The 22,518-nt window shown below is 73.1% G+C and carries 14 protein-coding genes; 9 read left to right on the top strand and 5 right to left on the bottom strand.

What is annotated here, in order from left to right; all coding sequences use genetic code 11:
* Positions 1-326 precede the first annotated feature (326 nt).
* Positions 327-3,203, bottom strand: a complete 2,877-nt coding sequence (locus tag ASC60_RS10380) for a Tat pathway signal sequence domain protein (protein WP_079038303.1) — start codon at positions 3,201-3,203, stop codon at positions 327-329.
* Positions 3,204-3,374: 171 nt separating this feature from the next.
* Between ASC60_RS10380 and ASC60_RS10375 the strand changes: the two genes are divergently transcribed.
* A complete protein-coding gene (locus tag ASC60_RS10375; protein WP_055549205.1) occupies positions 3,375-5,234 on the top strand; it encodes a glycoside hydrolase family 97 protein in 1,860 nt (619 codons plus the stop codon).
* 50 nt (positions 5,235-5,284) lie between these two features.
* On the opposite strand, the gene ASC60_RS10370 is transcribed toward ASC60_RS10375, so the two are convergent.
* Both ASC60_RS10370 and ASC60_RS10365 read right to left on the bottom strand, forming a co-directional pair.
* A complete protein-coding gene (locus tag ASC60_RS10370; RefSeq protein WP_055549203.1) occupies positions 5,285-6,106 on the bottom strand; it encodes a TetR family transcriptional regulator in 822 nt (273 codons plus the stop codon).
* A gap of 85 nt (positions 6,107-6,191) precedes the next feature.
* Positions 6,192-8,030 carry a 3-hydroxyacyl-CoA dehydrogenase family protein gene (locus tag ASC60_RS10365; RefSeq protein ID WP_079038302.1) on the bottom strand — a complete coding sequence of 613 codons (1,839 nt, stop codon included), beginning with the start codon at positions 8,028-8,030 and terminating at the stop codon, positions 6,192-6,194.
* A gap of 409 nt (positions 8,031-8,439) precedes the next feature.
* On the opposite strand from ASC60_RS10365, the gene ASC60_RS10360 reads away from it, so the two are divergent.
* Positions 8,440-9,093 carry a PBS lyase gene (locus ASC60_RS10360; RefSeq protein ID WP_055549201.1) on the top strand — a complete coding sequence of 218 codons (654 nt, stop codon included), beginning with the start codon at positions 8,440-8,442 and terminating at the stop codon, positions 9,091-9,093.
* 548 nt (positions 9,094-9,641) lie between these two features.
* On the opposite strand, the gene ASC60_RS10355 is transcribed toward ASC60_RS10360, so the two are convergent.
* Positions 9,642-10,148, bottom strand: coding sequence for a GNAT family N-acetyltransferase (locus tag ASC60_RS10355; protein WP_107097037.1), 507 nt, complete (start codon positions 10,146-10,148; stop codon positions 9,642-9,644).
* A 277-nt stretch (positions 10,149-10,425) separates the two neighbouring features.
* Positions 10,426-11,454: an Rv2578c family radical SAM protein gene (locus ASC60_RS10350; protein WP_055549994.1), complete on the bottom strand. Its 1,029-nt coding sequence runs from the start codon at positions 11,452-11,454 to the stop codon at positions 10,426-10,428.
* Between the two features lie 146 nt (positions 11,455-11,600).
* On the opposite strand from ASC60_RS10350, the gene ASC60_RS10345 reads away from it, so the two are divergent.
* The 7 genes from ASC60_RS10345 (at position 11,601) to ASC60_RS10315 (ending at position 22,499) form a co-directional block, all read left to right on the top strand.
* Complete coding sequence (locus ASC60_RS10345; RefSeq protein WP_055549197.1) at positions 11,601-12,056, top strand: SRPBCC family protein; 456 nt, start codon at positions 11,601-11,603, stop codon at positions 12,054-12,056.
* A gap of 193 nt (positions 12,057-12,249) precedes the next feature.
* A complete protein-coding gene (locus tag ASC60_RS10340) occupies positions 12,250-14,817 on the top strand; it encodes an MFS transporter (RefSeq protein WP_079038301.1) in 2,568 nt (855 codons plus the stop codon).
* A 176-nt stretch (positions 14,818-14,993) separates the two neighbouring features.
* Entirely contained in the window at positions 14,994-17,462 is a 2,469-nt protein-coding gene (locus ASC60_RS10335) for a SpoIIE family protein phosphatase (RefSeq protein ID WP_199830916.1), read from the top strand.
* 51 nt (positions 17,463-17,513) lie between these two features.
* Positions 17,514-18,242 carry a class I SAM-dependent methyltransferase gene (locus ASC60_RS10330; protein ID WP_055549195.1) on the top strand — a complete coding sequence of 243 codons (729 nt, stop codon included), beginning with the start codon at positions 17,514-17,516 and terminating at the stop codon, positions 18,240-18,242.
* 55 nt (positions 18,243-18,297) lie between these two features.
* Positions 18,298-19,131, top strand: a complete 834-nt coding sequence (locus ASC60_RS10325) for a M55 family metallopeptidase (protein WP_055549193.1) — start codon at positions 18,298-18,300, stop codon at positions 19,129-19,131.
* A complete protein-coding gene (locus ASC60_RS10320; RefSeq protein WP_055549191.1) occupies positions 19,124-20,479 on the top strand; it encodes a M20/M25/M40 family metallo-hydrolase in 1,356 nt (451 codons plus the stop codon). Before ASC60_RS10325 ends, ASC60_RS10320 begins: the two co-directional genes overlap by 8 nt.
* A 19-nt stretch (positions 20,480-20,498) precedes the next feature.
* On the top strand, positions 20,499-22,499 hold the full coding sequence (locus ASC60_RS10315; RefSeq protein ID WP_055549990.1) for a prolyl oligopeptidase family serine peptidase: 2,001 nt from the start codon (positions 20,499-20,501) through the stop codon (positions 22,497-22,499).
* The last annotated feature ends 19 nt before the right edge of the window (positions 22,500-22,518 follow it).

Here is a 22,518-nt window from a genome sequence, read left to right as displayed (position 1 = left end):
TGAAAGCTGCTGGCTGGCTGCTGTGCCGTCGGTTCGGCGGAGGTGCTCGGCCGTGGGCGCGGGTGAGCGCCGTGGCCCGCCTGGTGACGCAGGCGGTGTCCGGGCGCGCAAGGCGGCTTGCGGGGACAGCCGACGCGCGAGGTGTGCAGCGCGCCGGCCGCCCGGACACCTTCACCGTATGGCACGGTGTGCCACCTCGCAAGACACTGAGTGCCAACAAATTCTCTCAGTTGTCATCTCGGCTGCACACATGAGCAAGAAACGGCCGCCCCGGGAGGGGCGGCCGTTGCCGGTGATGTTCGGTTGTGTGGGTTGTGGGGCCGCCCTCAGCTGTTCTTCTCCAGCGAGAGCGCGAAGACATGGGCCCGGGCGGCGCCCGACGCCGGGGCGGCCAGGATGATCGAGGACAGCTCCTTGGCCGGGTCCAGGGCCACCACCTGGTGGAAGATCGCCGCCTTCGTGCCCACCGGGCCGCTCCGGGCGTGGATCTGGCTGGTCCGCACCGCCTCGGTCTCCCCGTACGCCGGCCCCGACAGCCACGCCGTCAGCCGGATGCTCAGCCTCGCGGTCGAGCCGTCCGCGTAGGAGGCCACCGCCGGGATCGTGACGTTGCCGGTGTCGCCCGCGCCCAGCACATGGAGCCGGGCGTAGCTCCCCGCCGGGACCGCGACCTTCTGGCCCGCCGCGATCACGTTGTTGTCCGAGCCCTCGCTGCCGTTGGTGAACGCGAAGGTGATCCCGTCGTCCTCGGTCTGCCCGGTCTGCGGCAGCTGGACCATGGGGTACGTGCGCCCCGTACCGTCGAAGTCCCCGTCGCCGTAGTACATCTCGGTGGTGATCGCGTCGTTGTCGAAGGCGCCCGTCAGATCGACCTGGGTGACCTGACCGGTCTGCGGCAGCTCCGGCATGCCCCACCGGCCGGCGGGCTTCGACACCTTCACCGGGGCGATCGCGAAGTCCGGGCGTGCTCCCGTGGCCGGGTAGATCACCGCCTCCTCGTCCCGGCCGATCTCCAGCTCGATCACGCCGTCCCCGAGGTCGCGCCACTTCGGCGCCGGTCCGCCCACCCCCGCGACCTTGATCCGCCCGGTCAGTGAGTGCCGCACCCGGCACGGCTCCCCGGCCAGGCTCCGCACCCGCACCCAAGCCGTCCTGCCGCCCTTGCGCACCCCGCTGACCAGGAACGCGCCCTGGGTGCGGAAGTCGTGCAGCGCCACGTCCCGCCACTCGCCCGGCACCCCGGGGAAGAAGCGGATGATCCCGCCCCAGCTCTGGCAGAGCATGTCGTGGATCGCCTGCGCGCCCGACAGCGGGGTCTCGATCACCGGACCCGCCTCGTAGTAGTGGGTGTTGGGCTGGATGAAGCGCGCCACCAGCTCGCGCAGATACGTCAGCGCGTCGTCGCCCCGCCCCATCTGGGCCGAGATCGAGGCCGCGCCGGAGAAGCTGTAGCCGCGCAGCGCGCCCTCGAAGCCGATCCAGTGCTCCAGCGACCGGGTGATCAGGTCGCGGTTCTCCTTCTGGTCCCAGTTGACCAGGTAGAGCGGGTAGACGGAGAGCATGTGCGAGTAGTGGCGGTGCGATGTGGCGAACGGGACGCCGGCGCCCACCATGAAGCCGTTCTCGTCCACCGGGTACGGGACGAGCTTGTCCAGCACCTCACGCCACCTCGGCGCCAGCGGATCGTCCTTGCCCAGCAGTTCGGCCGACTCCAGCAGCGTCCGGCACGACCAGCGCAGCAGCGCCAGGTCGTAGTTGCAGTCCGGAGCCGCGCCGTACTCGGGCGAGAAGGTCTTCGGCAGATGCAGACGGCCGTCCGCCTGCTCGGTCAGGAAGTGCAGGTAGTAGTTGGTGGAGCGGCGCAGCAGCGGATGGAGGACGTCCTCCAGCAGGCCCCGGTCCATCGAGTGCCGGTAGTGCAGCCATACGTTGTGCAGCGCCCAGGGCAGGTTGCCGACCTCCGGGGAGTCGCCGACGCCCGGCACCGCCACGGTGCCGTTGTCCTCGCACTGCGCGTCGGTGGAGCGGCGCAGCCCGGCCGAGTCGGCGCGGTACTCCGGTTTGAGGGCGCTGATCAGGACGTCGGTGTTCTCGGAGAGGGTGCGCGGGATCGCGTCCAGCTCCAGGTGGTTGGAGCCCAGCACCGGCCAGTACTCCAGCTGGACGTTGAGGTTCCACCAGACCCCCGGCCAGGGGGTGGGCTCGACCCAGGGACCGGTGGTGGCCATCACGGGGGCGTGCTCCCGGGCCGCGCAGGCGAGCTTGTACAGCTGGATCCAGTAGAAGCTCTGCAGCATCCCGTCGGGGACCGACAGGAAGCTCTTGCGGTAGAAGCGGTGCCACCAGTCGCGGTGGGTGCGCAGCAGGCTGGAGACCGGCAGCGCGGACGCCTTGCGGACCGTGGTGCGGGCCCGGCCCTCCGCGTCCGTCGTGGGGTACGAATGCGCCACGCACAGGTAGTACGAGCGCTCCCGGCCCGTGCCGCGCTCCTTGTACGCGGTCACCGTCTGCCCGCCCGCGACCATGGACTGCACGGTGATGCCGAGCCCGTCCTCGGTGCGGGTGACCGGCTTCGGGTTGGGCTCGAAGCCCTTCGGCGGGTCCTCGCGGACGATGCGCGGGCTGACGGCGGGGGAGGGCCGGTACTCCCAGCGGAACCCCTCCTCGCCCGTGCTCGCCCCGACGGTCGCCAGCAGCATCGTCCGGTCGTTGTGCACCAGCGCGCGGAGGGTGAGGCGGCCCTTGTCGGTGGTGATCGTGCCGCGTAACTCGGCGTCCCACAGGTCCAGCCGCAGATCGACGCCGGTGATCTTCCCGGCCGGGCGCAGCAGCAGATTGCCGACCGGAAGCCGCGCCACGCCCCAGTCGCTGCCGCCCTCGGTGGGGCGGTGGTCCTGGACCTCGCTGTGGTGGACGGTGAAGCGCAGGGCGTTCTCGCCGGGCTCCTGGTACACCATCGAGCCGAGCAGGCCGTTGCCCAGGAACGGGCCCTCGTACCAGGTGCGCGGCACCCGCTTCCAGACCAGGTCCTGTCCGGCCAGGAAGCGTTGCCACTCGCTGTCGGTGCGCATGCCGGTGAGGACGACGGAGCGCTCGTGCGCGGCCGCCTCCGCCTCCGTCGCGGGGAGGGCCACCCCCGCCGTCGACCCCGCGGCCGCGCCCGCGGCCACCCGGCCCAGGAAACCGCGTCTGCTGACTGTCATCGTCGACCAGCTCCGTCCCAACTGAAAGAGATTGATCCGATGATTTGGCTAGACGGGAGCGTAGGAAGCGGCTAATGATGCGTCAAGGCGCCGGATAGATCTGATGTATCGCTCTGTTTCGTCGATCTGTCATGAGCCTGACCATTGCCACCTGTCCCGTGGGAGGGAACGATGCGCGTCATTCGGTCCAGGGTCACCAGAGCCGCCGCGGGCATCGCCTGCACGGCGGCCGCCCTCGTACCGCTCCACGCCGAGGCCGCGGGCCCGACGGACGGCGGGGGCGGCCGCAGTTGGCGGCTGACGGGGCAGGGCCAGGTCAGCGGGCAGCTCAGCCTCACCCGCGACGGCGGCCTCACCCTCACCGCCCGGCACGGCTCCACCACCGTCCTGCGCCCCTCCGCGCTCGGCATCCGCACTGCCGACACCGACTTCGGCAAGGGGCTGCGCTTCACCGGGCGCGGCGACCGCGCCCTCCACGAGACGTACACGACCACCACCGGCCGCCGGACCCGGCACACCTCCGATGCCTCGGAGTCGACCTTCACCTTCCGCAAGGACGGACGCACCCTGAAGGTGATCGTCCGCGTCTCGGCCGACGGGCTGGCCTACCGCTACGCCCTGCCCGGCAAGGACACGGTCACCGTGCTCGGCGAGAGCTCGGAGTTCGCCGTGCCGCCGAGCGCCGACTCCTCTCTGCTGCCGTACGACAACGGCCGCTCGGACTACGAGTCCGCCCACGACCGCGGGAGCGTCGCCGACGCCAAGGCGGGCGACTACGGCTATCCGGCGCTCTTCCACGTCGGCACGAGCTGGATGCTGGTCGAGGAAGCCGACCTGAACAGCTCCTACGGCGGCTCCCGGCTCACCCTCGACGCCACCACCGACCGCTTCCACCTCACCCTCCCCGACCCCGCCGAGGTGAGCGGCCCGGACCTCACCACCCCGTGGCGCACCATGGTCATCGGCGACCTCGCCACCGTCACCGAAAGCGACCTTCCAACGGATCTCGCCACCCCGTCGAAGGTCGCCGACACCTCATGGATCAAACCGGGCAAGGCGGCCTGGTCGTGGTGGTCGGACGGCAACAGCCCGACCAGCCTCGCCGCCCAGAGGAAGTTCGTCGACTTCGCGGCGAAGGAAGGCTGGGAGTACGTCCTGGTCGACTCCGGCTGGAGCAACGACTGGATGCCCGAGCTGACGGCCTACGCCAAGGAGAAGGGCGTCGGGGTCTGGGCCTGGGTGCGCTGGCAGACCATCGACCAGCAGAGCGAACGGGACCGGCTGTTCCCGCAGTACAAGTCCTGGGGCATCGCCGGCCTCAAGATCGACTTCCTGGAGTCCGACGGCCAGGACCGGATGCGGTGGTACGACGCCGTGTTCAAGGACAGCGCGAAGCACCAGCTCATGCTGAACTTCCACGGCGCCACCATTCCGCGCGGCCAGGAGCGGACCTGGCCGCAGATGATGAGCGTCGAGGCGGTCAAGGGCGCCGAGGGCACCCGCCCCAAGCCGGGCCGCCAGCCCTTCCCGGCCGCCCATTACACGACGCTGCCCTTCACCCGGAACCTCATCGGGCCCATGGACTTCACCCCCGTGACCTTCTCCGGAGTGCGCCCCACCAGCGACGCCGCCGAGCTGGCGCTGTCCGTGGTGTACGAGTCCGGGGTGCAGCACTTCGCCGACAGCGTCGAGTCGTACGAGGCGCACCCCGAGGCGCTGACGTTCCTGGACCGGGTGCCCACGGTGTGGGACGACACCCGGCTCGTCGACGGCGACCCGGGCGACCGCGCGGTCATCGCCCGCCGCTCCGGCGACGACTGGTACCTGGGCGCGATCACCTCCGGCGAGGCCCGCACCCTGGACGAACCGCTGACGTTCCTGGGCGCGGGGAGGTGGCGGGCCGAGCTGTACAAGGACGGCCCGGACGGCAAGGTCGTCACCGAGACCCGCGAGGTCACGGCGGCCTCGCGCCTGTCGCTCCCGGTCGCGAGGAACGGCGGCTTCGCGGTGCGGCTGACCCCGGTGCGGTAGCGGCACGCGGCCCCCGGCCCCGCCGGGGGCCGGGCCCCGGCGGGGTGTGGCTACCGCTTCAGGGCGCGTTCGATCGTTCGCATGACTTCGTTCAGGGGGGCGTCCGTGCGGGCGACCATCACCACCACGTCCTCCTCCTCGCCCGCCGGGGACACGCTCGCCGCGGGGCGGCCCGGAGTGGGGCGGCCGGCGCCGATGCCGGTGCCGAAGGTTTCGCGCACGATGGCGAAGGCGTGGTCCAGCTGGGCCTCCACATCGCCCTCGCCCCGCGCCCGCAGCCAGCGGCGCAGCACGTGGTTGTGGGCCGTGACCACCGCGGAGGCGGCGACCTCGGCCAGCAGGGGGTCGTCGTCGCCGTCGTGGTGGGCGCCTTCGTCGAAGTGGCCCAGGAGATAGCGGGTGAACAGCCGCTCGTAGCGGGCCACCGAGGCGATCTCGCGTTCGCGCAGGGCGGGGACCTCGCGGGTCAGCCGGTAGCGCTCGACGGAGACCGCCGGGGAGGCCGCGTACATGCGCATGACCTCCTTGATGCCCCGGCACACCGTGTCCAGCGGGTTCTCGTGCGGGGGTGCCGCGTCCAGCACCGCGGCGGCCCGCACCAGGGTGTCGTCGTGGTCGGGGAAGATGGCCTCTTCCTTGGACCGAAAATGGCGGAAAAACGTGCGTCGGGCCACGCCTGCTCTGGCCGCGATCTCGTCGACCGTCGTCGCCTCGTACCCCTGCGTCGCGAACAACTCCATGGCGGCCGCCGCGAGTTTGCGGCGCATGGTCAGGCGCTGGGCGGCGGCGCGGCGGCTGCCGGCGCTCTCGCCGCCGTCGGAGGAGTTCGAGCGGTTACGCTGCGTACGAGTGGCCTTTACGGGCTGGGACATGTGGGGAACGTAACACGCCTGTGAGTGCCGGTGCGGGGGCGGACCGAAGGAGGGTTCCAGCAGTCCGCCCCAGCCCAGCGGACTGTCACGCCTTCGCATACTCGCGGAAGCCGCGCCCCGTCTTGCGGCCCAGGCAGCCGGCCGCGACGAGGTGTTCCAGCAGCGGCGCGGGCGCCAGGCCCGGGTCGCGGAACGCGCGGTGCAGCACCTTCTCGATGGCCAGCGAGACGTCGAGACCCACCACGTCCAGCAGCTCGAAGGGGCCCATCGGATAGCCGCCGCCGAGCTTCATCGCGGCGTCGATGTCGTCGGGCGTCGCGTAGTGCTCCTGGACCATCTTCACCGCGTTGTTCAGATACGGGAACAGCAGGGCGTTGACGATGAACCCGGCGCGGTCGCCGCAGTCCACCGGGTGCTTGCCGACCTCCCGGCACACGGTGTGCACGGTCACCCGCGCCTCGTCCGAGGTCAGCACCGTGCGCACCACCTCGACCAGCTTCATCGCGGGGGCCGGGTTGAAGAAGTGCATGCCGATCACGTCCCCCGGGCGCGACGTGGCGCGGGCGCAGGCGATGACCGGCAGCGAGGAGGTGGTGGTGGCGAGCACCGCGCCCGGCTTGCAGACCTTGTCGAGCGCGGTGAACAGCTCCTGCTTGACGGCCAGGTCCTCGGCCACCGCCTCCACCACCAGGTCCGCGTCGGCGAACGCGTCGAGGGAGTCGGCCGGGGTGATCCGGGCCAGCGCCCGCTCCCGCACCTTCTCCGTCATCCGCCCCTTGGCCACCGACCGCGTCAGCGACCTGGCGACCCGGGCCTTCGCCGCCTCCGCCTTCTCCCCGGTACGGGCCGCCAGCACCACCTCGTGGCCCGCCTTGGCGAACACCTCGGCGATGCCGCTCGCCATCGTCCCCGAGCCCGCGACGCCGACCGTGCGCACCGGACGGCCCAGCTCCGGGGTGGGCGCCTCGGGGGCCGCGCCGTCCGGGACGACGGTGCCGCTGCCGGGCGCCTCGTACGTATAGAAGCCGCGGCCCGCCTTACGGCCGGTGAGCCCGGCCTCGGCCAGCTGGCCCAGGATCGGCGCGGGCGCGTGCAGCCGGTCGCCCGAGGCCGCGTACATCGCCTCCAGGACGGTACGGGCCGTATCGACACCGATCAGGTCCAGCAGGGCCAGCGGGCCCATCGGCAGCCCGCAGCCGAGCCGCATCGCGGCGTCGATGTCCTCGCGCGCCGCGTACCGCGACTCGTACATCGCCGCGGCCTGGTTGAGGTAGCCGAACAGCAGGCCGTCGGCGATGAAGCCCGGCCGGTCGCCGAGCGCCACCGGCTCCTTGCCCAGCTCGCGGGCGAGCCCCGTGACCGCCTCCACGGCGGCGGGGGCCGTCAGCACGCTGGAGACGATCTCCACCAGCTTCATGGCGGGCGCCGGGTTGAAGAAGTGCAGCCCCAACACGCGCTCGGGGCGGGCGGATTCGGCCGCCAGCCGGGTCACCGACAGGGCGTTGGTGCCGGTCGCCAGGATCGTGTCCGGCCGGACGACGGCGTCCAGCGCGGCGAACACCTCGCGCTTGATGCCGTAGTCCTCGGGCACCACCTCGATCACCAGATCCGCGTCCGCCGCGGCGGACACATCGGTCGTGATGCGGAAGCGGTCGAGCGCGGCGGTCCGCTCGCGCTCGGTGATCCGCCCGCGGCCCACCGCCCGCGCGGTGGCCAGCTCCAGCGCCGTGACGGCCCGGTGGCAGGCGCTCTCGCTGATGTCGATGCCGATCACCTGACGCCCCGCACGGGCCAGGATCTCGGCGATGCCGGTGCCCATCGTGCCGAGCCCGACGACCGCGACAGTAGTGAGCGGGGCCCGGGAGGGGGAGAGATCAGAGGAGGAGGACGTGGGGCTGACGCCGGTCTGTGGGAGACGGTCCATCGCGGACTCCAGAGGGTGTTCCCCGGAAAGCGGGGATGAAGTGACGACTGAGGGGAGGCTTCGGTGAAAAGCGGAGGACCGACACCGCATTCCGGACTGTCGTCCGGCACCTGCTGCGGGATCTCCTCCGGCCGTTGCGAAAACTCCGACGGAAGGGCTTGCACGCTCCCTGGCGGACAGCGCCGCACGGAGGAAACTGCCCGTGGGAGACACACGGCGGCCCTGTCCCGGGGCCGTGCCGTACTGCTGGAACTGCCGAACCGACGTCACACAAGGCGGCTGCGTCACCAGGCCGCCCGAGCAGGGGTACTGCTCGTGTCGCCATAGTAACTCGCGGGTAACCAAGACGCCAGAGCCGACTGTGAGTCCTGCGCGATGGCGCGGATCACCGGGGAGGGGAGACCTCGACATGGACGACGAATTCCGGACGCTGACGGAGCGGGTACGGGCCTCGCTCACATCGCAGCAGGAGACGGCGGCACACGCCTCGCTGCTCGCGCTCGTACGGCAGGGGACCCCCGCCGCGCGGGAACAGCTCGCCCGCATCCTGGTCGCGCCGGAGCAGCCCCTGTGGGCCCGCGAAACCGCCGCCTTCGTCCTCGGCAGCGCGGGCGACCGGCGGGCCTTCGAAACGCTCGTCCTGCTCCTCAACTACCGCGAGCCCGCGCGCTGCGCGACCGCCGCCCGGGTGCTGGCCCGGCTCGGCGACCCGCGCACCGCCCGCGCCGCCGCCGCCCTCGCCACCAACCCGCTGCGCACTGCGTACTCCCTGCACCCCATCCGGCTCCTCGTCGAACTCCGCGCCCCCGAGTCCGTACCGGCCCTGGTCGCCGCCCTGGAACGGCAGTTGGCCGCCCGCGACCGGCACTGGCCCATCGCGCGGGCCTGCGTCGAGGGGCTGGGCGCGATCGGCGACGAACGCGCCGTCCCCGCCCTGAAGGCGGCGGCCGAGCACATACGGCTCAGCGCCGCGGCCGCCGCCGCCCTGGCCCGCATCAGCGGCGGCGGCTCCCTGGACGCCGACCCCCCGACCCCCCGCCCAGGCCGCGCGGGCGTCCGCTGACCGGGGCCCCGCCCCCCCGGCTCCGGGGGCTCGCTGCCGACCCTCGCTGCGGCTGCGTCCGCCCCGGGCCCGGAGGGGGCTCTGTCCTGGCCGCGCGGGCGTCCGCCGACCGGGGCGCTGTGCGGCCCTTCCCCCACCCCGCCCCTCCCCGAACCCGGGGTCAAGCCCCCGGCCCCCGCCGGCCCGGGGCGCTGCGGGCCGACGGGGCCCAGCCCCGCCGGCCTGCGGCCCGTGGCTCGGGCGGGCCTCGCGGCCAGGGCCACGGGCCCCGGGGCAGGCGGCACCCGCGCGGCGCGTGCCGGGCGGGTGCCGCGCGTCGGGCCGCGGGGCGGAGCCCGGTGGGGTCCGGGGCTGTGCCCCGGTTCCGGGAAGGGGCGGGGTGGGGGAAAGCCGGCGCGCCGCGGGGCACGGGCCGGGGCGGAGACCTGGCCCGGTCTCAGGGGAGGCCCCGCGGCGCGGCAGGTGGTGGGGGCGCGCCCCCGGCGGCGTCGAGGGCGGGCCGCGGGGGCCGGGGACCCGGGCGGGGTCAGGGCGGGCCCCGGGCGAGGTCAGGGTCCGGGTAGGCGTAGGGCGTAGCGCAGTTCCGGGACCGCCGCGCCCTCCACCTTGTACGTCTCCGCGCCCCCATCCGTCACGAAGCCCGCCCGCTCGTAGAAGCGACGGGCCCGCCGGTTCTCCTCCAGGACCCACAGCCGCAGATGCGGGAAACCGCGCTCGGCGACCCGGCGGCGGGTCTCGTCGAGGAGGGCGCGCCCGATGCCCGTGCCCAGCCGGGCGGGGTGCACGTAGAGGGCGTACAACTCGGCGTCCCCGGGCGGCAGATCGCGGTCCCGGTACGGGCCGAAGCACGACCAGCCGACCACCTCGCCGACGGCGTCCTCCGTCACCAGGTTGACCACGTCGCCGAGCCCCCGGGAGAAGAACTCCCGCCGCCGCTCGGCGTCCTCCTCGACGCTCAGGCCGTCCAGATACGTCTGCGGCATCAGCCCCGTGTACGCGTATCGCCACCCCCGTACCCGCACCATCGCCACGGCGTCGATGTCGGACTCGGTCATCTCCCTTACCGGTACCCATGCCCCGTCCATATGCGTCCACCGTAGGCGGCTTGACGTTGACACTGGCGGCAGGGTCACACGATCTCCGCCATGGGAAACACCTCGCGATCGAAGCCCGTCGCCCTCGTCACCGGAGCCGGTACCGGTACCGGTATCGGCCGCGCCACGGCCCGCGCGCCGGGGCCGCCGAGGACATCGTCCGGCACGCCGTCGAGACATACGGGCGCTCAGGAGGCGGCCTGAGCCAGGAATCCTCTCCCCTCAGGGAGGGGAGGGTTCAAAGCAGTGACAACTGGGCCGGGCCCGGAGGGTCGGTGGGGGCCTCGGGGGAGGGGACGGCTCGGTGGGCCCCGGCCTCGTACGGCCCGATGCCGTATTCGGCGGCGAGGTCGTGCACCATGCCGGTGATCCGCCGCTGGTACCACTTCGGCGCGTACGAGCCGCCGCCGTACAGGGCGTCGTAGCGCTTCAGCAGCCGCGGGTGGTGCCGGGTGAGCCAGGCCGTGAACCATTCGCGGGCGCCGGGGCGCAGATGGAGCACGAGCGGGGTCACGGAGGTCGCCCCGGCCTCGGCGACGGCGCGGACGGTGGCGCGCAGCTGCTCGGGGGAGTCGCTGAGGAAGGGGATCACGGGGGCCATCAGCACCCCGCAGGGGACGCCGTGCCCGGACAGGGTCCGTACGGCGTCGAGGCGCCGCTCGGGGGAGGGGGTGCCCGGTTCGACGGTGCGCCACAGCGGGCGGTCGGTGAAGCCGACGGAGACCGAGACGCCGACGTCGGTGACGCGGGCGGCACGGCGCAGCAGCTCCAGGTCGCGCAGGATGAGCGTGCCCTTGGTGAGGATGGAGAAGGGGTTGGCGCGCTCGACGAGCGCGGTGAGGATGCCGGGCATGAGCTGATAGCGGCCTTCGGCGCGCTGGTAGCAGTCCACGTTGGTGCCCATGGCGATGTGCTCGCCGCGCCAGCGCGGGGCGGCCAGCTCGCGCCGCAGCAGCTCCGGGGCGTTGACCTTGACCACGACCTGGCTGTCGAAGTCGTGCCCGGTGTCGAGGTCGAGATAGCTGTGCGTCTTGCGCGCGAAGCAGTAGACGCAGGCGTGGGTGCAGCCGCGGTACGGGTTCACGGTCCATTCGAACGGCATCCGGGACGCGCCGGGCACCCGGTTCACGATCGAACGGGCGCGGATCTCGTGGAAGGTGATGCCCCGGAACTCGGGGGTGTCGAAGGTGCGCGTCGTCACCGCGTCGGCGGCGAAGAGGGCCGCGCTGGCCGCCTCGCCGTCGCCTGTCAGGTTGTCCCAGCGCATGGCGCGCACCTCCGGGGTCTCGCTCACTACCACAATAGAACACATGTTCCCCTCGATTCCGTCAACCCCGAATTTGGGCGGGTGACCCGCAGGTGGTTGGCTTGCCAGCGCAGCGCACGGCAACGCAACCACCGGAGGAAAGAGCCATGGGCCAGGTCGAGGCCACCACGGAGCGCATCGTCACGGGCAAGCCCGAGGACGTGTTCGACGCGCTCGCCGACTACCGCGAGGTCCGCCCCCGGCTGCTCACCGAGCAGTTCAGCGAGTACGAGGTCCGCGAGGGCGGCGACGGTGAGGGCACCCTCGTGCACTGGCGGCTCCAGGCCACCAGCAAGCGGGTGCGCGACTGCCTGCTGGAGGTCTCCGAGCCGACCGACGGTCAGCTCGTGGAGAAGGACCGCAACTCCTCCATGGTCACCACCTGGACCGTCACCCCGGCCGGGGAGGGCACGTCACGGGTCGTCGTGACCTCGGTGTGGAACGGCGCGGGCGGCATCGGCGGCTTCTTCGAGCGCACCTTCGCGCCCAAGGGCCTGGCCCGCATCTACGACGGCGTGCTGGAGAAGCTGGCGGCCGAACTCCCGGCCCAGAGCGCCCAGTAGCGTCCGTCCGCCTCGGCGTCACGATCACCGGTTCGGGTGGTTTTCTCCGCAGTGCGCTTCCTAGGGCGCACATGCTCCCACTTGCGGTAAAGCCGCCCGGACCCGTCTCTTTGTCGATTCGTCGCGCTTGCCCCTAGTTGTCTCGTAATGCGAGAACTGGGCGGCGGCGCAGGCGTGACGAGGGGAGACAGACGTGGGCGGGATCACCGAGACCACCTTCGCGAAGGGCCACCGGCCGGCAGGCGCACCCGCCCGCGCCTCCGGCGGAACCGGCTCCGGGCCCGGCTCCGGGCCCGGGACCGAGTCCGGGCCCGGTGACGGACCCGGCGACGGCGACAGACCCGGCACCGGCACCACCACAGGGGCGGCGGGACCGCACACCGACGTCGCCCCCGGCGGGGCCGGGCTCAGCCCGGCCCGGGTGCGGACGGTCTTCCTCGGGCTGATGCTCGCCCTGCTGCTGGCCGCCCTCGACCAGACGATCGTCGCCACCGCCCTCCCCGAGGTCGTCGGCGAGCTGCACGGCCTGGACAAGATGTCCTGGACCGTCACCTCCTACCTCCTGGCCGTCACCATCGTGCTGCCGGTCTACGGCAAGCTCGGCGATCTCCTCGGCCGCAAGAGCGTCTTCGTCTTCGCGATCGTCGTCTTCGTCGCGGGCTCCGCGCTCGCCGGATGGTCGCGCACCATGGACGAGCTGATCGTCTTCCGGGCCGTGCAGGGCGTGGGCGCCGGTGGGCTGATGATCGGCGTGCAGGCGATCATCGCGGACATCGTGCCGCCGCGGGAGCGCGGCCGCTACATGGGGCTCATCGGGGCCGCGTTCGGCCTCGCGTCGGTGGCCGGGCCGCTGATCGGCGGCTTCTTCACCGACCACGCCTCATGGCGCTGGTGCTTCTACGTCAACGTGCCCTTCGGCCTGGTCACGCTCGCCGTCGTGGCGGCCGTCCTCAAGGTGCCCGAACCGCTGCGGCGGCCGCGCTTCGACTACCTGGGCGCCCTGTTCCTCACCATGTTCTCCACGTGCGCGGTGCTGCTGACGAGTTGGGGCGGCACCGAGTACGGCTGGCACTCGCGCGTCATCCTCGGGCTCGCCCTGGGCGCGGCGGGCTCCGCGATCCTCTTCGTGGTCGTCGAGTGCGTCGTGCCCGAACCGCTCATGCCGATGCGGATGTTCCGCGATTCGGTCTTCTGCGTCTCCGGGCTCATCGGCGCGGTCATCGGCGTCGCGCTGTTCGGCGCCGCCAGCTATCTGCCGACGTTCCTGCAGATGGTCGACGGCGTCTCCGCCACCGAGTCGGGGCTGCTGATGGTGCCGATGATGGGCGGCATGGTGCTGGCTTCGATCATCTCCGGCCAGTTGATCAGCGCCACCGGCCGCTACAAGGTCTTCCCGATCCTCGGCGGCCTCATCTCGATCGGCGGCATGTGGCTGCTGTCCCGGCTGGAGGAGAACACCTCACGCCAGGACTACAGCCTCTGGATGGGCGTCCTCGGGTTCGGCATCGGGCTGGTGCTGCCGGTGCTGATCCTCTCCGTGCAGAACTCCGTGTCGCCCGCCGACCTCGGCTCGGCCACCAGCGCCAACAACTACTTCCGGCAGATCGGCGGCAGCGTCGGGGCGGCCATCTTCGGCACCCTCTTCGCCCATCGGCTCGCCGACCGCCTCGCGGAGGAGTTCCCCAAGGGCACGGGCGGCCGGGCGGTCGGGGGCGGGCCGGAGCTGCCCGACCCCGACTCCGTCACCCCGCAGATCGTCCACGCGATGCCGCGTGCCCTGCGCGACGGCTACATCACGGCGTACGCCGACGCCATACCGCGGATCTTCCTCTACCTCGTGCCGGTGCTCGTCCTGGGCTTCCTGCTCGCCTTCCTGCTGAAGGAGAAACCTCTGGTGTCCCACACCGACTACGCCGTCCAGCCAGACCCCGGCGTCCAGCCGGACCCCGTCGTACCGGCGGCGCGTTCGGTGCCCCGGCACGCCGCCTCGCCGCCGCCCGTCGCGGGCATCCCGGTCTGCGGCACCGTCCAGCACCACGACGGCACCTCGGTCCCGCGGGCCGCGCTCACCCTCATCGACGTCAGCGGCCGCCAGATCGGGCGCGGCGCCACCGGCGAGGACGGGCGGTACGCGCTGAGCACGCCCGGCACCGGGGCGTACGTCCTGATCGCGGCGGCCGGCGGCCACCAGCCGCGGGCGGTCAGCGTCACGGTCGGCGACCGGCCGGTCGAGCTGGACGTCGTCCTGGGCGGCGCGGGCCGCCTCGCCGGGTCCGTCCTCACGGCCGACGGCACGCCCGTACGGGACGCGACGGTCACCCTCACCGACGTGCGCGGCGAGGTGGTCGCCTCCACGCGCAGCGGACGCGAAGGGGGCTATGTGATGACGGAGCTGGTCGCCGGGGAGTACACCCTGGCCTCCAGCGCGCCCGCCTTCCGCCCCGCCGCGCTCCCCGTCACCGTGCAGGCCGACCGCGAGACCCGCCAGGACATCGAACTGGCCGGTGGCGCGGTGCTGCGCGGCGTCGTCCGGGCCGGTGGCGGCCGCCTCGTCGAGGACGCCCGGGTCACGCTGCTGGACGCGGCCGGAAACGTGGTCGACACCGCGACCACCGGCGCGGACGGGGCCTTCCGCTTCATCGACCTGTCGGCGGGGGAGTACACGGTCATCGCCGCGGGCTACCCCCCGGTGGCGACGGTGCTCCAGGTGGCGGGCGGCGGCCGTACGGAACGCGATCTGCACCTGGGCCACGAGGACTGACCACCGAAACGCCCCGCCCCGGCCCCCGCCTTCCGCCGGGGACCGGGGCGGCGGCATGTCCGTTACGGATCGGCCCGGATGACACCTATTCGGGTATTGGCCCGCGCCGTGGCCCACCCCCGCCGTACCGTGGAAGACGGTGTCGCAGATCTTGCGTGCGAAGGAGTCTTCCGCCTATGGAGCAGGGCACGTCGCGCGGCGACGGCGGGCAGGACGGGGCGCCCAGAGTTCCGGCGCGGCGCACGGAGGTGTCCGGCCGGATCCCGCTCGCGGTGGTCGTCGTCGACGCCGACGGGCTGGTCACGCACTGGAGTTCCGGCGCCCGCAAGCTCTTCGCACACACCCGTGAACAGGCCATCGGCGCCCCCGCCGTCGATCTCATGCCGGTCTCGGGCGCCCTGCGCGGCGCGGACCTGCCGGACGAGGCGTACGAGACCCACCGGGCGGAGCAGGACGACACCCTCGACGGCCCGCGCACCTACCCCACCGCGGGCCGCGCCCGGATGACCCTCGCGGCCGACGCCGCCCAGGTCGACGTCCTGTGGTGGGCGTACCCCCTCGCGGGGCCGGGCCCCGAGCGGCTGCTGGTGCTGGCGGCGGACGCCACGGCGCTCACCGGGGCCGCCCCGGACGAGCGGTACGCGCCGGGTTTCGCGCTGCACACCGAGTTCCCCGGCGCCGAGCTGCTCGCGGACCGGCTGCCGGACATCCTGCCGAACATGGGCCCGGCCACCGGCGGCCGGATCGTCGCCCAGATCCTCGATCTCGGCTACCCCGTGCTGGAGATCAGCCACCACGAGCGGGTCCCGGTGACCCCGGACTGGGGCATGCCCCGCTACCGCGAGCGCCAGGCCCGCCGGGCGGTCCGGCGCCGCGCGGCCGAGCAGCCGCCGCCCGGGCCGGCGCCGCTCGAAGACCTGGAGGACGACCTCGCGGACCTCGAGGAGGACCTCGAACACGCCGCCGTCCGCGAGCGCCTGGAGTTCCTGAACGAGGTCAGCGGCCGCATCGGCAGCTCCCTCGACCTGGCCCGCACCATCCGCGAGGTGACCAGCGCCGCCGTCCCCCGCTTCGCCGACTTCGCCGGTACGCATCTGCGCGCCCAGGTCCTCGCGGGCGAGGGCTTCCCCGACGGCCCGCCCGACATCACCACCGTCTGGCACCGCGTCTGGGTCGCGCACAACGACGAGCCGGGGCGCTGGGACGACACGGTGCCGGTCGGGGAGAGCATCGCGTTCCCCGAGCACACCCCGTTCTTCCAGTGCATGGTCACCGGTGAGCCCGTGCTCATCCCGTACATCAGCGACGAGCTGGGCGACCGGATCGCCGGGCAGTTCGAGAAGCGCGACCTGCGCCCGCTGATCAACGGCCGGTCGATCCTCATCGTGCCGCTCAAGGCGCGCGACGTGGTGCTCGGCTTCATGGTGCTGCTGCGCCGCGCGGGCCGTGAGGTGTTCGGCGACATGGACCGCACGACCGGCGCCGAACTCGCCGCCCGCGCCGGGCTCGTGCTCGACAACGCCCGCATGTACACGTACCAGGAGAACGTGGCCGAGACGCTGCAGGACAGCATGCTGCCCCAGGTGACGCCGCGCATGGCGGGCTGTGACACCGCCACCCGCTATCTGCCCGGCACCCGGCTCGGGCGGGTCGGCGGGGACTGGTTCGACGCCATCAAGCTGTCCGGCTCGCGCACCGCGCTGGTCGTCGGCGATGTGATGGGGCACGGGCTGACCTCGGCCGCGATGATGGGCCAGCTACGCACCGCCGTCCAGACCATGGCCGCCCTCGACCTGCCGCCCGCGCAGCTGCTGCGCCACCTGGACGACCTGGCGCAGCGGCTCGGCGAGCACTATCTGGCCACCTGTCTGTACGCGGTCTACGACCCGATCCGCTCCGAGTTGCTGCTGGCCAACGCGGGCCACATCCCGCCGGTGCTGGTGCGCGCCCAGGACGGCCGCAGCGCGCTGCTGGACCTGCCGACGGGCGCGCCGATCGGCGTGGGCGGGGTGCCCTTCGAGACGGCCACCGTGCGGGTCGCGCCCGGCGACCGCCTCATCCTGTGCACGGACGGCCTGGTCGAGGTGCGCGGTCAGGACATCGGCGCCGGGCTCGCCGCGCTGTGCGAATCCGCCGCCCACCCGGCGGCGTCGATGGACGACGCGTGCGACACCGTCATCCGGGCGCTGGGTCAACGCGGCGGCCGCAAGGACGATGTGGCGCTGCTGATGGCCCGGCTGGGCGGCATCCCCCCTGACGACGTCGCCCAGTGGCGGCTGGCCCTCGACCCGGCCGAGGTGGGCCGGGCCCGCGGCCTGGTCCGTGAGCAGCTGTTGCGCTGGGGCCTGCCGCACGCCGTGGAGACCGCCGAACTGCTCGTCAGCGAGGCCGTGACCAACGCGGTGCGGCACGCCCACACCCACCATGTGGTGCTGCGCCTGGTCCGCACCGAGGCGCTGCTGTGCGAGGTCGCGGACGACGACCACGAACTGCCCGCCCTGCTGGACGCCCGCCCGGACGACGAGTACGGGCGCGGGCTGCGCGTGATCAGCGAGCTGGCCAGGGAGTGGGGGACGAGCCGGACGCGGCAGGGCAAGACCGTCTGGTTCGAGCAGACACTGACCGGTCCCGCACGTCACACCTGACCCGCACCGGGGTAGGCACGTACGGACGTGACGACGGACTGGGGAGTGGCGATGAGCGTGTCGGAGAGCTACCGGAGGAACTGGGAGAGCTTTTGGCGGGGCACCTCGGACGCCCCCGGCGAGGCCATCTGGGACGCCGACCCGGCGCTGAGCGCCGCCCGGGACGTCGACCGCTTGGCCCCGCACGCCGACCTCTCCCTCCCCATCGTCGACCTGGGCTGCGGCAACGGCACCCAGACCCGCTATCTGGCCACCCGTTGCGGCCGCGCCCTGGGCGTCGACCTGTCCCAGGCGGCGGTCGCGCACGCGCGGCGCGCCGATCCGGCCGGGACCGCCGAGTTCCGGCAGCTGAGCCTGACCGACCCGGCGGCCGTGCGTGCGCTGCGCGAGGACCTCGGTGACGTCAACGTCTATATGCGCGCCGTCATCCACCAGAGTGACGCCCCCGACCGCCGCCTCGTCGCCGAGGCGGTGGCCGCCCTGATCGGCCGCCGTGGCCGGGGCTTCGTCACGGAGCTGACGGAGGAGTCCAAGGCGACGCTGGCCCGGCTGGCCGAGAGCCCCGGCGGCCCGCCGCGGAAGCTCCGCCGCGTCTTCGACCACGGCCTCAAACCGGCCGACGCGGGGAACGCCGAGGTGCCGGACCTGCTGGCGCAGGCGGGTCTGCGGATCCTGGCCGAGGGCCCCACGGCCCTGGCCCAGACGGAGCAATGGGCCGACGGTTCACGGGTGGAGCTGCCCGCCCGGTGGTTCGTGGTGGCCGGTGCCGCGGCGGGCTAGGGGGGTTATCCACAGGGGTGGTTCGGCCCCCGCGCAGCGCGTAACGTAACGAACCATGAAGATCCTCATCAGCGCCGACATGGAGGGTGCCACCGGTGTGACCTGGCCGGGTGATGTCCTGCCCGGCAGCCCGCAGTGGGAGCGCTTCCGGCATCCGTTCACCTCCGATGTGAACGCGGCGGTGCAGGGGTTCTTCGACGGCGGCGCCGATGAGGTCCTCATCAACGAGGCGCACTCGTCCATGCGCAATCTGCTGCTGGAGAAGCTGGACCAGCGGGCGCAGATGATCACCGGGCGGCACAAGACGCTCAGCATGGTCGAGGGGGTGCAGCACGGCGATGTGGACGGGGTGGCGTTCATCGGCTATCACACCGGCGCGGGCACCGAGGGCGTGCTCGCCCACACCTACCTCCCCAACTCCGTGACCGGCGTCTGGGCGAACGGCGCCCGGGCCAGTGAGGGCCTGCTCAACGCGCTCGTGGCCGCCGAATACGGCGTACCGGTGGTGCTGGTCACCGGCGACGACAAGACCTGCGAGGACGCCAAGGGCTATGCGCCGGACGCCCGGTGTGTCGCCGTCAAGGACTACGTCTCGCGCTATGCGGCGGTGTGCCGCACCCCCGCCCGCACCGCCGCGGACATCCGCCGGGCGGCGCGGGAGGCCACGGTGCTGGCGGTGCGCCACGAACCCCCGCAGCGGGGGCCGTTCACGATCGAGCTGGAATTCGACGCCGAGCATCTGGTGGGGGCGGCGAGCGTCGTACCGGGCGTGGAGCGCAGCGGCGAGCGGCGCGTCGCCTACACCTCACCGACCATGTACGAGGGGATCCGCTGCTTCAAGGCGGTCACGACGGTCGTATCGGCCGCGGTGGAGGAGCAATATGGCTGACACGGCCCGCCCGGAGGCGCACGACCCGATCGACGCCCAGGCCCTGGAGGAGGTGGTGCGGTTCACCTCCGAGCTGATCGCCATCGACACCACCAACCGCGGCGGCGGGGACTGCTCGGAGCGCCCGGCCGCCGAGTACGTGGCGGAGATGCTCAGCGACGTGGACATCGACCCCACGCTGCTGGAGCGGTCGCCGGGGCGCACCAATGTGGTCGCCCGGATCGAGGGCACCGATCCGACCGCGCCCGCGCTGCTCGTCCACGGCCATCTGGACGTGGTGCCCGCCGAGCCCGCCGACTGGACCGTGCACCCCTTCTCCGGTGAGGTGTGCGACGGGGTGGTGTGGGGCCGGGGCGCCATCGACATGAAGAACATGGACGCGATGGTCCTCGCCGTCGCCCGGGCCTGGGCGCGGGCCGGGGCGCGGCCCCGCCGGGACATCGTGCTGGCCTTCACCGCCGACGAGGAGGACAGCGCCGCCTGGGGCTCCGGCTACCTCGCCGACCAGCACCCGGATCTGTTCGAGGGCTGCACCGAGGGCATCAGCGAATCCGGCGCCTTCACCTTCCACGCCGGGCCCGGGCTGCGGCTCTACCCCATCGCGGCGGGGGAGCGCGGCACGGCCTGGCTGAAGCTCACCGCGCACGGCCGGGCCGGACACGGCTCGAAGGTCAACCGGGCCAACGCGGTCAGCCGGCTGGCCGCCGCCGTCGCCCGCATCGGCGACCACCGCTGGCCGGTCCGGCTGACGCCCACCGTCAAGGCGGCGCTCACCGAGATCGCCGCGCTCCAGGACATCCCGGCCGATGTGGACGCGCCCGGCTTCGACGTCGACGAACTGCTCGCCAAGCTGGGCCCGGCCGCCGCCCTCATCGAGCCGACCGTGCGCAACAGCGCCAACCCGACGGTCCTGGAGGCCGGTTACAAGATCAATGTGATCCCCGGCAGCGCCACCGCCTATGTCGACGGGCGGATGCTGCCCGGCGGCGAGGACGAGTTCCGGGAGACCCTCGACCGGCTCACCGGCCCGGACGTCGACTGGGAGTTCCACCACCGCGAGGTCCCGCTGGAGGCCCCGGTCGGGCCCGAGGCGCCCACGTACGAGGCGATGCGCGCCGCCGTCCAGCGCTTCGACCCGGGCGGCCACGCCGTGCCGTACTGCATGTCGGGCGGCACCGACGCCAAGCAGTTCTCCCGGCTCGGCATCCGCGGATACGGCTTCTCGCCGCTGCGGCTGCCCGAGGGCTTCGACTACCAGGCGCTCTACCACGGCGTGGACGAGCGGGTGCCGGTCGACGCCCTGCACTTCGGCGTCCGGGTGCTCGACCATTTCCTGCGGAGGGCGTGAGCCGGTGGTGCAGCAGGTCATGGCCACGGCCCCGTACGGGACCTGGCCCTCCCCGGTCGACGCCGCCCTCGCCGCCTCCCGCGACGGCCACCCCGAGTACGTGGGCACGGTCGGGCCCGAGGTGTGGTGGACCGCGCCCCGCCCCACCGAGGGCGGCCGCCGCGCGCTGGTGCGGCTGCGGGCCGACGGCAGCGAGGAGCCGGTGCTGCCCCCGCCGTGGAACGCGCGCAGCAAGGTCATGGGGTACGGCGGCACCCCCTGGGCCGCCGCGCCGCGCCCGGCCGGCGGCCCGCTGGTGGTGTTCGCCCACTTCGCCGACCAGCGGTTGTACGCGTACGAGCCGGACGCCCCGGCGGGCGCCCCGCCGCGCCCGCTGACCCCGGTGTCGGAGGTGGGCGAGGGCCTGCGCTGGGCGGACCTCCGGCTCCACCAGGACCGCGGCGAGGTGTGGTGCGTCCTGGAGGAGTCCACGGGTGAGCGGCCGACCGACGTGCGGCGCGTGATCGCCGCCGTACCGCTGGACGGCTCGGCCGCCGAGGACCGCACTCGGCTGCGCGAACTCACCGACGCCCGCCACGACTTCGTCACCGGCCCCCGGCTCGCACCGGACGGCCGCCGGGTCGCGTGGATCGCCTGGGACCATCCGCGGATGCCGTGGGACGGCACGGTGGTGATGATCGCCGAGGTGGCGGACGACGGCCCGTTCACCGGGGTGCGGCCGCTCGTGGGAGACACCGGTGAATCGGTGGCGCAGGCCGAGTGGGCGGCCGACGGCTCCTTGCTGTTCGTCTCGGACCTCGGCGGCTGGTGGAACCTGAAGCGGATCGACCCCGCCCCGGTGGGCGGGGACGTCATCGCGAGCAGCACCCTGTGCCCCCGCCGGGAGGAATTCGGGGGGCCGTTGTGGAAGCTCGGGCACCGCTGGTTCGCGCCGCTGGAAGGCGGGCTCATCGCCGTGCTGCACGGGCGGGGCGCCCAGACGCTCGGGATCCTCGACCCCGAGACCGGTGAGCTGGCCGATGCCGCCGGGCCGTGGACCGAGTGGGAGCCGGCGCTCGCCGTGGACGGCACCCGGGTCGTCGGCGTCGCCGCGAGCCCGTACAGCGGGCACGAGGTCGTGGAGCTGGACACCCGCACCGGCCGCGCCCGTGTCATCGGCAGCGCCCACACCGACCCCGTCGACCCCGCGTACTACCCGCGGCCGCGGGTCCGCACCTTCACCGGCGCGGACGGCCGCGAGATCCACGCCCACCTCTACCCGCCCCACAACCCCGGCCACACCGCGCCGCCCGGCGAGCTGCCGCCGTATGTGGTGTGGGCGCACGGCGGGCCCACCGGGCGGGCGCCGCTCGTCCTCGATCTGCAGATCGCGTACTTCACCTCGCGCGGCATCGGCGTCGTCGAGGTCAACTACGGCGGGTCCACCGGCTACGGCCGCGCCTACCGCGACCGGCTGCGCGAGCGGTGGGGCGTGGCCGACGTCGAGGACTGCGCCGCCGTCGCCGCGGCGCTCGCCGACGAGGGCGTCGCCGACCGGGCCCGGCTGGCGATCCGCGGGGGCAGCGCGGGCGGCTGGACGGCGGCGGTGTCGCTCACCGCCACCGGGCTGTACGCGTGCGGCACGGTCATCTACCCGATCCTCGACCCCGCCGCCTGGGTCACCGGCGAGACCCATGACTTTGAATCCCGGTACGCCGAATCGCTGATCGGCCCGGTCGCCGAGGTCCCGGACCGCTACCGGGAGCGTTCCCCGCTGCACCGGGCCGACCGGATCACCTCGCCGTTCCTGCTGCTCCAGGGGCTGGACGACACGATCTGCCCGCCCGCGCAGTGCGAGCGGTTCCTGGCGGCGATGGCGGGGCGCGGGGTGCCGCACGCGTATCTCACCTTCGAGGGCGAGGGGCACGGCTTCCGCCGCGCCGACACCATGGTCCGCGCCCTGGAGGCCGAACTGTCCCTGTACGCCCGGGTTTTCGGCCTCCCGGAGGCCGGGGTGCCCGCGCTGGAGCTGCGGGGATGAGCGCGCTGCGCGGCATCGG

It is taken from the genome of Streptomyces sp. NBRC 110028, assembly GCF_001417735.1.
In the GTDB taxonomy this organism is placed as follows: domain Bacteria; phylum Actinomycetota; class Actinomycetes; order Streptomycetales; family Streptomycetaceae; genus Streptomyces.
The sequence above is the reverse complement of the archived record's forward strand: the minus strand, read 5'-3'. Positions and strand labels throughout refer to the sequence as shown.

Coding starts and splice junctions, on each gene's coding strand:
- ASC60_RS10380 (WP_079038303.1), bottom strand. CDS start 3,203: ATGACAGTCAGCAGACGCGGTTTCCTGGGCCGGGTGGCCGCGGGCGCG.
- ASC60_RS10375 (WP_055549205.1), top strand. CDS start 3,375: ATGCGCGTCATTCGGTCCAGGGTCACCAGAGCCGCCGCGGGCATCGCC.
- ASC60_RS10370 (WP_055549203.1), bottom strand. CDS start 6,106: ATGTCCCAGCCCGTAAAGGCCACTCGTACGCAGCGTAACCGCTCGAAC.
- ASC60_RS10365 (WP_079038302.1), bottom strand. CDS start 8,030: ATGGACCGTCTCCCACAGACCGGCGTCAGCCCCACGTCCTCCTCCTCT.
- ASC60_RS10360 (WP_055549201.1), top strand. CDS start 8,440: ATGGACGACGAATTCCGGACGCTGACGGAGCGGGTACGGGCCTCGCTC.
- ASC60_RS10355 (WP_107097037.1), bottom strand. CDS start 10,148: ATGACCGAGTCCGACATCGACGCCGTGGCGATGGTGCGGGTACGGGGG.
- ASC60_RS10350 (WP_055549994.1), bottom strand. CDS start 11,454: ATGCGCTGGGACAACCTGACAGGCGACGGCGAGGCGGCCAGCGCGGCC.
- ASC60_RS10345 (WP_055549197.1), top strand. CDS start 11,601: ATGGGCCAGGTCGAGGCCACCACGGAGCGCATCGTCACGGGCAAGCCC.
- ASC60_RS10335 (WP_199830916.1), top strand. CDS start 14,994: ATGGAGCAGGGCACGTCGCGCGGCGACGGCGGGCAGGACGGGGCGCCC.
- ASC60_RS10330 (WP_055549195.1), top strand. CDS start 17,514: ATGAGCGTGTCGGAGAGCTACCGGAGGAACTGGGAGAGCTTTTGGCGG.
- ASC60_RS10325 (WP_055549193.1), top strand. CDS start 18,298: ATGAAGATCCTCATCAGCGCCGACATGGAGGGTGCCACCGGTGTGACC.
- ASC60_RS10320 (WP_055549191.1), top strand. CDS start 19,124: ATGGCTGACACGGCCCGCCCGGAGGCGCACGACCCGATCGACGCCCAG.
- ASC60_RS10315 (WP_055549990.1), top strand. CDS start 20,499: ATGGCCACGGCCCCGTACGGGACCTGGCCCTCCCCGGTCGACGCCGCC.